Raw genomic sequence first — 12109 nt, forward strand, 5'->3', positions numbered from 1 at the left:
ATATACTTTATTTGAGGAGGTCAATAAAGAGAAAAGCAATGTCGTGTCTTTTGACTTGTGCCGCGTCATTGTTTTAACTCAATAACGCTGATGTATCTTTCGGGAACGCGGCCCTATGGCCGCGATGAGCTGCTAAACTAGCGCTATGACTGCTTACCCTGATCCCCAAGGCCCTGATATGGCTGCCATTCCCTCTGTGACCCGCACGGCGTTGTTAGCCGAGCTAGAAGGTTACGAGCACCTGCTGTTTGAATCCATGACTCAGGCCGACCTCGATAGCCTCTACGCGCTCTACGATCAGTGGGTGGAGCGTTTAGGCGACTCCCCCGAAGCCATCGCCCTGTGCGACGGCCTGGACGATTTCATCGGGGCGTGTATCGAAGACGATGGGGCGGGGGATGATAGCGTAGAGCGCGCGTATTTCGATCTGGTGGCCACGGTGCAAGAGGGCGGGCAATAAAAATGCAATCCACCCCACGCGGAGCCCAATACGCCCCACGCGGAGCCTAATCCGCCTCACACGAAGTGCCGACGATAGTCGCCTTAAAATCCCATGCCATACGGGCTGCTCATGCCATAGGGTGTCGGTGGGGGCGGGAAACGCGCCGCCAGGCTGCGGTTATCGATAGGTGATCAGACGTAGGTGGGCATTTGGCGCGGCGAAATGAGCATGAAACCTCCTTCCAAGAAATAAGGTGACGGTTCGCCGTGAACGTTGATGGCACGTTTCAGCTATTAGCATGAATTGATAGGTTAATGGGCGTCAAATGGGACCGCAGGAAATTGGACGCTCAAGCCCCGAGGGCGCTACGTTATATGTGTTTTCGTTAACAGGATCAGTGCGACATGGCCTTACATAAAAACGATGAAAAACCGTCTCCCCAACATACGGCCCAGCCATATGGTTCCGGAAAATCGTCCGATACCTGCGCATCACCAACGCAAGAAGAGACTGCTCCACAAGGCACAGAAAATGAAAATACAAAATCAGTAGAAAAGATTCAAATATCAGACTTTATGGATAAACAGCCACGGCATCAGAACCCCCATATGGAGCCTAACTATCAGAATATGGGGCCTGTCACAATGCAAACGCCTGTTATAGCGGATAAGCCTCAAGGACGCCGCCGTAAGAAGAGTAAAGTCAACACGGCCCAAAGTGCGATTCTCCATTACTACTCTCCTGTTATCGATTGGAATCGAGCGGGGTTTCTAGTCCCTCAGCAGGGTGGGTCGGCATTGTTGATGGAACCTGAGATCATAGCGCCGCAAATGAAAAAATTGGTTCGGGATCATCTCGATGAGGATGTCTCAGACCGTCATGTAAAAGACGCGTTGGAGTCGCTCTACCTAAGTGCGAAGCAGAACTGCAGCGTAGAAAGTGGACGTACTTGGCTCAATCGTCAAACAGGCGAGCGTTTCATTGAAATAGATAATTACATTTGGGTTTTCCCCAAAGAAAACGAAAACAGGTTTAGCCCCCAAAATATCCCCTATTGCTGGCGATTTGATAACCAATTCAGTTACACCTTGCAGTCTATACAAGGGCCAAGTGCTTCTGAACCCTCAAATATCCGCCGATTGGCGGAGTATGTCCGGTTGCCTGATAACCGTGATATTCTCCTTTATGCTTTTCTGGTGCTTTGCATGATGCCTGAGCGTGAAGCGTTGGCTCTAGAGCTGGCAGGCGAAGATGGCCTTAATACGTCTCGTCTGCAGGAGCTTATCAAAGAGTTGATCGACCCAGTGGTAAGGGGATCAGCATTGCGAGACTTACCTAAGCAGGTCAAATCTCTCGATGATCTGGCCTGGCAACATAATGTGCTCAATTTTGATCAAATTGAAGAAACTCCCACCCTTACAATACAACGTCGGTTATATGAGTTTCTTTGCGGTACTGATCTGGACTGGAAGGCGTCTAAGGGCCGAATGCCTTCTGTGTCGAGTCTACATGTTCGGCGAGTCTGCCTGTTAGGCAGCCTTGATTCTGTTGTGAGTCAGCGCGAACTTCGTGAACGCACGTTGAGTATAGAAATGCCGTTATACGTGCAAGCGGATGTTGTTCGTAATGCGAAAAAGGTGCAGTGGCTATATGAAAAGCCAACGATTTTGGGAGGCTTACTCGGTTTGCTAGGCAAAGCCCACGCGCAGATCAATGGTATTCTCTTACTGCGTCAGTTGCCTAATGGATGGCACGACTTCTGTAAGATCGGGATGGTGGTAGCCCAAGCACTTACAGGGAACGATCAGGTCTTCTGGGAGCAATTTGATGCTTATCAAGAAGAACGTTCTCAAGAGATCCTGGAGCAGGATCCGGTGGCTTTGGCGATTCAACAGTATCTATCAGTTAATGATGTTCAGGGTGTGATCGAGAAATCGGCGGCCGAATGGAAGTTAGTATTTGATCCTTTCCGTCCCGAATGGGCCGAGGATAAGGAATGGCCGCAGAAGCCAAGAGGAATAGGGGCTGCTTTAAAGAAAGCCGCTCCTTTGCTTAGAAGCTACGGTATCACGTGCTACAGCAACGGCAAGCGAGGTTCTCGCTGCCGCTGGGTAATCGGTTATCAAAATATTGAAAAACAGCATATGCAAGAAAGTTGAGCACGACATTACGACATTGGAAATTGAGTTTACGGAAAAATAGTGCTTTTTGAGGCCCATTTATGAGTTTTTTACTATTCCAATGTCGCTTTGTTACCTTTCAGAATGCGGAATGTAAGTGCTCAACCAGCGCCTGAGAATCGCTTGGCCTGGCCCTTTTGGGTAACGCCTACCTTGAAGCCATTCGGCGAGTGTGCGGGGTGACATATCCATTTCAGTGGCCATTTGCGCTTGCGTAATCCCGCGCTCGCGTTTAACAGCGGCGACGTCTTTGAGCAATCGGCGCAGTGGCCCTTGCTGTTCGAGCTTGGCTAATCTGGCATCTCCGATAGCAATATCGGTTGATGCTGCGCCACTGGATGCTTGGGTAGAAAAAGGTAGAGGCGGATACATAAGTCGCTCCTAGGTTAAGCGAAAAATAGAGATCAATCGGCGGAAAATCCGTGGCGGGGTTGCGGGCAAAGTCGTGCGTGTTACTTGGATTTCCCCCCGGCGTTTGTTGTTGGAAGACACATTTACTGGGGTTCTTCACGCGGCTGACGGTGTTTTGCCCATATAATGAATCAAATAAAGGGATGCACCGGCCGGGTCTAAGCGGGCCGGTGAGTCCAAGAGGGTTGAGCTAAGGTGGTTGAGATTACGTGGCGATGCGATGTTGGCGTGGCCGACCTACGGATGTTGCACGAGGTGGTTTGATCACACTGGTTTGGAAGGTGCGATTTGCGATCAGGGCGGCAATGGCATCGCGTTTGGTCAGGTAGCCGCCGATCCTCTCAATGACGCGATGGCGCTTTTTCGTGTCGTGATAGCGCAGCTCCCCTAGCGCGTGTTCCTCGTAGGTGCTGGTGTTGCAGTTGAAGTAGACGCCAATATCTTGCCCGACGATCTGTTGCCAGTAGTGGCCGATGGCTTTTCCCAGCGTGATATCTTGGCGGGTCTGGTGGCCATCGAAGCAAAATACGAAATGGTAATGAAAGCCCTTCCTAGGCTGCCACTCCAGCGTCCAGGCGTAACCCAGCAGGGCCTCAAACAGTGGGTTGTCATGAAAAGCTTTGCACAGGGCGGCGCGATGCGCCTGGATATTGCCCACGTTGGGGCGCATGCCTTCCCCATAGCCCAGATCGACGCGTATTAAGCGCAGGTGGCTGTATTGCTTCCACAGCGCATCAAACCACTCGGCAAAGCGCTTGAGGTTCTCTCGCGGGCGGCGCTCCTCTGCGCGTCTTGCCGTGCGGTAGGCGGGCGTGTCCAGCGAGGCGTACCACTGATGCAGGCAATGTTGTAGGGTGGCCAGCTCAGGGAGTGTTTTGTCGCTGTTGGCAATGCTCCGAGCGGCTTCAGCAAACGCCTGCTCAAAGCGCTGTGCCCGTGGGCTCAACGGCGGCGGTGTGGTAGCCGCGTCCTGTACCCTTTCGTAGAGGTGCCAGAGGACGATCCAGTGGTTAAGAGCGCCAGGGGCTAACGTCGGCTTGGGGCGATTGTCGGCCCATTGCTGAAGGTGCTTTTCGACGCGATAACGTTCCGTGAGCCAAGCGTGCAGGTCGGTTTGGTCGGTCAGGGCGGGGGAGAAAGGGTCGGTCAAGGCAAGGGTATCGTGCATGGGAAGGGCCTCGTTGGGAAAATGAAAGCGTGGTCAGTTCCTAGCATCCCGTTGAGTAGTAAAGAATTACGTCACTGCCGTCATATCATGCGTGGATCAATGAACCGGTGGGCTTAGCGAATCGACAAAAGCGAATCGGTTGTTATCCAACCTACGTGAAATACACCTGCTTGCTAGAATCACGCCTATGGCACACTCACATCGCGCGATAAGCCCCGCTACGCCCTTTTCTGCTACCGTTTGATCCATTCTAGACCTAACGCTTTTTAGCCCTCATACGGCCATTCTCGACCTTACCAAAAGCCTGTGGTGGTGAAAAATTCTACGACCTATAAATTGATCAAAAAATGACCATCTTGCTGATGGTTTTCTTCGTTTGGGGCTGGGGGGAAGTCGGGAACGAAATGCGTATGTGGGCTGGAAATAGCGTGGAGGAAGAAATAGAGCGCTAAACCACACCATTCAGGCAGTCGTCATCCTTGGCGACTGCCAATAGAAAGTTCTGCATGTGTAAGGTGATGGATATCAGGCGGCGTTTAGCCGGTAGCTATGATGCAAGCCGCCTACCCATTGCACCGATTCCAAACGATAGCGTTCTGGTTCCTGTGACATATCGCTGTCGTTGGCTGCATTACCATCAGAAATAACGGGAGGGTCTCCGCCATTGGTCATGTGGGGGCGTGCCGTGTTGTAAAAGTGTCGATATTCTGTCAATCGTTGATTCAAGTGGCGCAAGCCCAATGGCACAAGGTAGTCCAGCAATTCCTCCTGCAGTGTCCGGTTAAAACATTCGACCACGCCATTCTGCCAAGGACTCCGGTAACTCGTTCGCCTTACCTGCATGCCAAAACCTGGCAACGTGTGTTTTGCAACGTGGGAAAATGCCGTATCACGATCCATTACCATGATCCGACCTTGGGCATCATCGAACGGAAAGGCTTCCCGTAGTTGCTGAGCGATCCAATGGGCAGTGGGGTTATAGGTGGCGCGTGACCAGATCAAACGACGCCGGTGGTGATCGACAATGTTCAAGATCAACACCTGTCGACAATAGATATCGAAGGTAGTTTTGAAGTCCATACCGCATACGTTGTGGTTATTCAAAAAAGTTCGCCATGTCGGCCGGCCCTGGAATCGGGGGTATCTAGGCTACACGTTGACTCGGCACAAGCTGTCACGGCTAACCATCGCCAAGGCCAGTCTGCAGCGTCTGATGCAGCGTGTCCGCGAGATCCTCAAGCGTGGCAGGGGCCGCAACATCCGGCGAGTCATTGAGGAACTGGTGCCCGTCCTGCGCGGCTGGGCCAGCTACTTCAGTCTTGTCGATGTGAAGCGCCCGCTGGAAGCGTTGGATCAGTAGATACGCCGACGACTACGCTGCCTTATCTGGCGGCAATGGAAGCGCCCAGGGACACGGCGCCGGAAGCGGCAAGCGATGGGGCTGGATGCCTATCGTGCGCGGAAGTCAGCGGAAAATGGACGAGGCCCCTGGTGGAACGCCGGCGCCTCGCACATGAATCAGGCCCTGCCGAGAAAGTGGTTCAACAATCAAGGGCTGATCTCGGTACTGGATACGGTAAGTTGGCTTACTCGTTCTTCATGAACCGCCGTATACCGAACGGTACGTACGATGGTGTGGGAGGGCGCCGGGGATGACTCCGGCCCCTACCCAATCTCGGAACCTGGCCAAAAGCGCCTGTGATAATGTCTGAGCGTGTAAGCAATATCGCAAGTCTTTGTAAACTATATCGCAAACGCCTGTAAGAGATGGCTTACAAAAATCGCGTCAGCGTATTGAGTGGCATCCATACCGATGCCTTGATTATGCTGGTCAAGTTCCCTCCATTGGATTTTAGGCTTGTTTACGCCGCCCCGTGCGGCGTTTTATGCCGCTACCTGATGACTTCATAAACGCGGTCCTATGGCCACGATGAGCTGCTAAACTAGCGCTATGACTGCTTACCCCGATCCCCAAGGCCCTGATATGGCTCCCGTTCCCTCTGTTATCCGCACGGCTTTGTTAGCCGAGATGGAAGGCTACGAGCACTTGCTGTTTGAACCCATGACCCAGACCGACCTGGATGGCCTCTATGCGCTTTTCTATAGCGCTTTAGGTGCCATCATTGCAAATGCGTCGCATTTTATAGATGCGATTGCCCTGGGATGCGAGCTGACGTTTACCTTCCCTACGGCTAAACTGATTGGGTGGGAAGATCACTGGGCAGAACTGGAAGCCAACGATAACGTCTTTGTCCTTGTGGTGATGGCCCAAGTCAAGGCTAAGCGAGTGAAAGACGGTGCCACACGCAAGGATGTCAAAGTGGCTCTGATACGACTGATGTATGAGCGGGGCTACAGCCGTGAGCAGGTCGTACAGCTGTTCATCATCATTGACTGGATGCTCCAGTTGCCCAAGGCACCGGGACGTGAGTTTATCCAGGCGGTCTACGCCATACAGGAGGAGAAGCACATGCCTTACGTGAATACGATTGAGCGCCTGGGTAATGATAAGGGCGAAAAGCTAGGCGAGGTCAAAGGTGAAGCCAGGTTGCTGAAAAAATCGATCGTGTCTAAGTATGGACAATGCCCTGAGTGGGCGCAGACTAAGCTTAATGCTGCTGACGCTGAGCAGCTTGAAGCGTGGGCTGAACGTATCTTTAATGCCGAGACATTAGAAGAGTCGCTATCGGTTTAACCTAATTGTCGCCTAACATCTGAGCGCGTGGAATTAGAAAGGGTGCGGAAAGACACATTAGAGAAAGCTAAGTCGTGCGTCTTGCTCCAGAGCTTTAAGTACCAGGCAGTAACCCTCTTCTTGTTCTGGTGCTCAGCCTGGACGAACGAGGACTGTTTCATCGGATGGTTCTGTCAGCGGGTGATGGATAGGTCAGACTCTCCCCGCCGGCGGCTACGAGGCAGCTGCGGCGGGATGTATGCAGCGTTTTCTTAGGCTTTCTTCAAAAGTTCCGCACGATTAAAAAGGAGAGAATTATATGAAAGTCAATATCAAGCGCATTGATCCAACTCAGATCAGTTTCCTGTCTACAGACAAGGTCATTGGCGGAGGGAATGATGATACCGAAGTTTTTGGAAGCTTTGACATCAATATCAGCTTCCTGTCTTCCATGACGGCGGAGGCCAAGGCGGCCTTCGAAGCGGCGGAAGCGTACTGGGAGTCGATGATCCTGGGATACCGTTCGTTACTTGGAGACGATGCATCGCTGTCGAGTCTCGACATCACAGCTGAGGTTAAGGCGATCGACGGGGAGTATGGGGTTCTTGGCCAGGCCCGCGCGACCGAGATAATGTACGATACCGAATTCATGCTGCCCACAACCGGCATGATGCAGTTCGACAGTGCCGATGTCCAGATGAAGCTGGACGAGGGCTCCTTCGAGGCTTTGGTTACTCATGAAATGGCGCACGTGATGGGCTTTTCCGACTACTTCTGGCAGTACGTGGGCGCAGTCGATGGCAGCGGTGCGGACAGCTCTTACACCGGCGGGTTTGCGCTGGCCGCCTATCGGGAGGAGTTCGATCCCAATGCCTGGTTTATTCCTGTCGAGGAGAGTGGGGGAGCAGGCACAGCCTACTCTCACTGGGACGAAGTTCTATTCGCCAACAACGGCACCGAACAGAACACTGAGCTCATGACCGGCTGGCACAATGGGCCGACGTACGTCTCCAACACAACGATCGCCAGTTTCGCCGATATCGGCTATGCCGTGACCCTACCGCAGCTCGACCCGTCGGACCCGGCTGAACCCACCGAACCCTCCAGTGCTTTCACCGTCTATGATCCAGCCATGCAGGACGCCACGACGCTGGTGGAGGCGATGATGGCGGAGAGCAGCGGGTTGACCATCGACACCAGCAGTGACATCGCCTTCATGGGAGCCGCCGGCCAAAGCTCCTTCTATGACGGAACGCTGACGGAGCTCGGGATCGACGCGGGCATCCTGCTGACCTCTGGGGATGGCATGCCACCTCAGGAAAACACATCAAAGGGATATACCGATTCCCACGATTCCGTGGGGGATGTGGATCTCGACACCGTGGTACAGGCCGCTTTCTCGGGGGCGGGGGAGACGTACGATGCCAACGTCCTTGAGTTCAGCTTCACGGCCGAAGAGGGAGTGAAGGGTGTCACGTTCGACATTGCGTTCGGCTCCGACGAATACCCAGAATATATAGACAGTTCCTACGTCGACGCCGCCGCTGTTTTTGTCAACGGTAAGAATGTAGGGCTTTTCAACAACAATGAAACGCAGCCCCTGAGCGTCATCAATAAAAACCTGGCGCTTGGCAATTTCCGGGACAATACCGACGGCCATCTTCCCATCGAATACGATGGCATTTCCGCAGTGAACACCATCATCGCGCCGGTCGTGGCGGGGCTCAACACGGTGAAGATCGCTATTGCTGATACCGGCGATTCTATGTACGACTCCGGCATTTTTATCTCCAACGTCTCGGGCACGACCACGGGCGGTGGTGGCCTTCTCGTGCCTGTCGACGGAACGAGCGGCGACGACATCCTGGTCGGTGGCTCGGACAATGAGCTTCTCGCCGCAGGTGATGGCAACGACACCATCGACCCGGGCGCCGGCGACGATGTGGTGCAGGCCGGCGGCGGCGATGACACAATCGTCGGCGGAAACGGAAACAACAATATCGACGGCGGTAACGGCGAAGACATCGTCACTTACACGGGGCAGCAGAGTGAATACGCCATCCAGTACCTGGCTAACGACGAAATCACGATCTCCAAGACGACAGGTTCCGCAGCCTTGGGGTTGATGGCCCTGGAAGACTCCGCCGCCACGGATACGCTGATCAACGTTGAATATGCCGCGTTCGCTGATGGGACCGTTTCGCTCTCGTCGCCACCGGAAGAGCCGACGGGTTCCTTGCCTTCCGCCAACCCCTCGGCTTATTACACGCTCATCGGTAAAACTCCGAACACGTTCTACATGGCGACGGGGCTTGAGTCTGTGGTGCTGGGGAATACTTCTGGAAAAACGATTAACATTCCACAGGGAGCTTCCGCCTTGGGGCTGAAGCCGAACACCATCATCAACCTTGAGGGCAGTAGTTCTGGCTTCCTGATCGAGCGCAACGGCACAGTCGTCAACATCCGCGACGCTGAGGACCAGAGCCTGATCTCGTCGATCGCCGCCTCGACCACGCAGACATCGCATGTGTCCTTCAGTGACGGCAGCCTGACGATTGCTGTTGAAAACGGGACCGTTGCGATCGGCGGGACGATGCTCGGCGATGGAAGCATGGTCGACGCCGGTGCCCTCTCACTGGATACCATGGTGACGTCGAGCGGTGTCTTCACCGGAGATCCGGAGCTCGGGGGCAGCCCGACCAAGACGGCGATCATGACGCTCATCGACGGCGCGTCCTCGACCTTCACGCTGGGCGAAGGCCTAGTGGTGAAGATCATCGGCGACACGTCGGGGAAGACAATCAACATTCCGGACGGCGCGGGCGCTTTTGGCCTCGATCCAGGAACCGAGGTGAATGTGGAAGCGGACGGCAGTGACCTCACGTTTGCCCGCAACGGAACCACGCTTGAGATCACCACCACCACTGGAGACATGGTCGCCTCCCTCAACGTGTCGACCAGCCAGACGACGGAGGTGGTCTTCGGTGACGGTTTCCTGACCATCGGTGTGGACAGTGGACAGATCAGTCTGGGTGGCGTGTCCCTCCCTGACGGCGCCGCGGTCAATGGCACCAGCGTCACGTTCGATCCGGGCAAAACATCAGAAGACGTGTTCGGCGACGGTGCTGGAACCCTCGTTGACCTGGATGCCTGGGGTGGCACCATTTCTTCCTCCGCGACTTACGAGGCCGGAACCGACTCCCTCGTATTCACAGACAATGTGGGCGCCACCTCCAACACTGATATCAGCAACTTCGGCATTAATGACGCCATTCAGCTTTTCGGTGTCACGACATCCGATGTCCAGGTTTCCGTCGTTGACGACAACACTAGCTTCGAGTTTACCGATGGCATGGGAACAGTGTCGCAGGTGAGGTTGCTCGGAGTATCGGACTTCTTCACCGATGTAAATGCCTTCAACGCTGATCCGAATTACGGCGACATCTCTTTCGCTTAGGATGTAGTGGCCAGAAATTGGAGTGATCATTTTTTGATCAACTTTAGGTCTTGTAATCGTTGTAGGGTGCAAAAACTCCATTTTTGACTGTAGTGGTGAAAAATTCCACGATCTGTAAATTGATCAAAAAATGACCATCTTGCTGATGGTTTTCTTCGTTTGGGGCTGGGGGGAAGTCGGGAACGAAAAGGGTATGTGGGCTGGAAAATAGCGTGGAGGAAGAAATAGAGCGCTAAACCACACCATTCAGGCAGGCGTCATCCTTGGCGACTGCCAATAGAAAGTTCTGCATGTGTAAGGTGGTGGATATCAGGCGGCGTTTAGCCGGTAGCTATGATGCAAGCCGCCTACCCATTGCACCGATTCCAAACGATAGCGTTCTGGTTCCTGTGACATATCGCTGTCGTTGGCTGCATTACCATCAGAAATAACGGGAGGGTCTCCGCCATTGGTCATGTGGGGGCGAGCCGTTGTAGAAGTGTCGATATTCCGTCAATCGTTGATTCAAGTGACGCAAGCCCAATGGCACAAGGTAATCCAGCAATTCCTCCTGCAATGTCCGATTAAAGCGTTCGACCACGCCATTTTGCCAAGGACTCCGGTAACTCGTTCGCCTTACTTGCATGCCAAAACCTGGCAACGTGTGTTTTGCAACGTGGGAAAATGCCGTATCACGATCCATTACCATGATCCGACCTTGGGCATCATCGAACGGAAAGGCTTCCCGTAGTTGCTGAGCGATCCACTGGGCAGTGGGGTTATAGGTGGCGCGTGACCAGATCAAACGACGCCGGTGGTGATCGACAATGTTCAAGATGAACACCTGCCGACAATAGATATCGAAGGTGGTTTTGAAGTCCATACCGCATACGTTGTGGTTATTCAAAAAAGTTCGCCATGTCGGCTCCTGTTGATATCGTCGCGAGCGATCAGATGGGGGCGGAGAAAAACCATGTTTCTTGAGAATGCGGGCTACGGTGTTCTTGTCGATAGGGCGCTTCAAATCATGCCGTAGCAAGGCAGCGATACGTCGACAGGAATATCCAGGGGAATCGTCAATATCCAGTCTGTAGTGGTCTAATCCTACCGGACACCTCGCTAAGGTGGTAAAACTACCAACCGAGGTGACATATGACGACAGTAAACCAGCGTCGAGTATTCGACCCAGATTTTAAAAAAGAAGCCGTAGCCTTAGTGACAGAGCAGGGCTATTCCGTTTCTAAAGCTGCACAGGCAGTGGGTACCAGCGAAAAGAACCTATGGCGTTGGAAGAAAGCACTGGAGCAAGAAGCCTCCGGTGAGCGGCTAAATACAGATGAGCGCGCTGAATTAGCACGGCTCAGACGTGAAAACAAAGAGCTGCGCATGGAGAAGGAAATTTTAAAAAAGGCCAGCGCCTTCTTTGCGAAAGAAATGAAGTGAAATACAGCTTCATCCAGGCTCAGCAGCGTGATCACCCCGTAACGCTTTTGTGCCGAGTAATGCAGGTCAGCACAAGTGCCTATTATGCATGGTGCGGCCGTGGCGGCGACGTGCGACTTGGCAGCTATGCCAACGCATGAAGGCGCTGTTCGAAGAATCCCGGCAAAGCTTGGGAAGTCGTCAGTTGATGAAGCAGTTGCGCAAAGAAGGCTTCGAAATAGGTCGCTATCGGGTTCGTCGCTTGATGAAAACGCTTGGCTTAACCCCGCCTCATTCATCGCGGCGGTGGTAGCGCCATTATTGAGCGCTTTATGTCTGCATGGTGGATGCGTTGAGGCTATCTAACGTCTTACCG

The 12109-nt window shown here is 53.5% G+C and carries 11 protein-coding genes; 7 read left to right on the plus strand and 4 right to left on the minus strand.

What is annotated here, in order from left to right; translation table 11 throughout:
* Positions 1–178: 178 nt before the first annotated feature.
* Complete coding sequence (locus QC823_RS15670) at positions 179–460, plus strand: hypothetical protein (protein WP_309657276.1); 282 nt, start codon at positions 179–181, stop codon at positions 458–460.
* A gap of 386 nt (positions 461–846) precedes the next feature.
* Positions 847–2601 (plus strand): hypothetical protein, encoded by a 1755-nt coding sequence (locus QC823_RS15675; protein WP_309657277.1) that lies wholly within the window; start codon positions 847–849, stop codon positions 2599–2601.
* Between the two features lie 93 nt (positions 2602–2694).
* Here the strand turns inward: QC823_RS15675 and QC823_RS15680 are convergent, their stop codons facing one another.
* The 3 genes from QC823_RS15680 to QC823_RS15690 all read right to left on the minus strand — a co-directional run bounded on the left by QC823_RS15680 (position 2695) and on the right by QC823_RS15690 (position 5281).
* Entirely contained in the window at positions 2695–2994 is a 300-nt protein-coding gene (locus tag QC823_RS15680; RefSeq protein WP_309657278.1) for a helix-turn-helix domain-containing protein, read from the minus strand.
* Between the two features lie 244 nt (positions 2995–3238).
* Positions 3239–4201 carry a YagK/YfjJ domain-containing protein gene (locus tag QC823_RS15685; protein ID WP_309657279.1) on the minus strand — a complete coding sequence of 321 codons (963 nt, stop codon included), beginning with the start codon at positions 4199–4201 and terminating at the stop codon, positions 3239–3241.
* Between the two features lie 525 nt (positions 4202–4726).
* Positions 4727–5281 carry an integrase core domain-containing protein gene (locus tag QC823_RS15690; protein ID WP_309657280.1) on the minus strand — a complete coding sequence of 185 codons (555 nt, stop codon included), beginning with the start codon at positions 5279–5281 and terminating at the stop codon, positions 4727–4729.
* Positions 5282–5357: 76 nt separating this feature from the next.
* On the opposite strand from QC823_RS15690, the gene QC823_RS15695 reads away from it, so the two are divergent.
* The 3 genes from QC823_RS15695 to QC823_RS15705 all read left to right on the plus strand — a co-directional run bounded on the left by QC823_RS15695 (position 5358) and on the right by QC823_RS15705 (position 10332).
* Entirely contained in the window at positions 5358–5561 is a 204-nt protein-coding gene (locus QC823_RS15695; RefSeq protein WP_309657281.1) for a group II intron maturase-specific domain-containing protein, read from the plus strand.
* Positions 5562–6185: 624 nt separating this feature from the next.
* Complete coding sequence (locus QC823_RS15700; protein WP_309657282.1) at positions 6186–6896, plus strand: hypothetical protein; 711 nt, start codon at positions 6186–6188, stop codon at positions 6894–6896.
* Between the two features lie 298 nt (positions 6897–7194).
* Entirely contained in the window at positions 7195–10332 is a 3138-nt protein-coding gene (locus QC823_RS15705; RefSeq protein WP_309657283.1) for a choice-of-anchor L domain-containing protein, read from the plus strand.
* Between the two features lie 421 nt (positions 10333–10753).
* Here the strand turns inward: QC823_RS15705 and QC823_RS15710 are convergent, their stop codons facing one another.
* Positions 10754–11218: an integrase core domain-containing protein gene (locus QC823_RS15710; RefSeq protein WP_309657284.1), complete on the minus strand. Its 465-nt coding sequence runs from the start codon at positions 11216–11218 to the stop codon at positions 10754–10756.
* Positions 11219–11463: 245 nt separating this feature from the next.
* Between QC823_RS15710 and QC823_RS15715 the strand changes: the two genes are divergently transcribed.
* Positions 11464–11754, plus strand: coding sequence for a transposase (locus QC823_RS15715; protein ID WP_309657285.1), 291 nt, complete (start codon positions 11464–11466; stop codon positions 11752–11754).
* 136 nt (positions 11755–11890) lie between these two features.
* The gene (locus QC823_RS16280) at positions 11891–12046 is read left to right on the plus strand and encodes an IS3 family transposase (protein WP_422823683.1); all 156 of its coding nucleotides are present in this window, start codon (positions 11891–11893) and stop codon (positions 12044–12046) included.
* The last annotated feature ends 63 nt before the right edge of the window (positions 12047–12109 follow it).

The sequence above is a fragment of the Vreelandella vilamensis genome, from assembly GCF_031451755.1.
Lineage (GTDB): Bacteria > Pseudomonadota > Gammaproteobacteria > Pseudomonadales > Halomonadaceae > Vreelandella > Vreelandella vilamensis.

What these genes read in the sequence shown, in the direction of transcription:
- QC823_RS15670 (WP_309657276.1), top strand. Translation starts at nt 179, where the DNA reads ATGGCTGCCATTCCCTCTGTGACCCGCACGGCGTTGTTAGCCGAGCTA.
- QC823_RS15675 (WP_309657277.1), top strand. Translation starts at nt 847, where the DNA reads ATGGCCTTACATAAAAACGATGAAAAACCGTCTCCCCAACATACGGCC.
- QC823_RS15680 (WP_309657278.1), bottom strand. Translation starts at nt 2,994, where the DNA reads ATGTATCCGCCTCTACCTTTTTCTACCCAAGCATCCAGTGGCGCAGCA.
- QC823_RS15685 (WP_309657279.1), bottom strand. Translation starts at nt 4,201, where the DNA reads ATGCACGATACCCTTGCCTTGACCGACCCTTTCTCCCCCGCCCTGACC.
- QC823_RS15690 (WP_309657280.1), bottom strand. Translation starts at nt 5,281, where the DNA reads ATGGACTTCAAAACTACCTTCGATATCTATTGTCGACAGGTGTTGATC.
- QC823_RS15700 (WP_309657282.1), top strand. Translation starts at nt 6,186, where the DNA reads ATGGCTCCCGTTCCCTCTGTTATCCGCACGGCTTTGTTAGCCGAGATG.
- QC823_RS15705 (WP_309657283.1), top strand. Translation starts at nt 7,195, where the DNA reads ATGAAAGTCAATATCAAGCGCATTGATCCAACTCAGATCAGTTTCCTG.
- QC823_RS15715 (WP_309657285.1), top strand. Translation starts at nt 11,464, where the DNA reads ATGACGACAGTAAACCAGCGTCGAGTATTCGACCCAGATTTTAAAAAA.
- QC823_RS16280 (WP_422823683.1), top strand. Translation starts at nt 11,891, where the DNA reads ATGAAGGCGCTGTTCGAAGAATCCCGGCAAAGCTTGGGAAGTCGTCAG.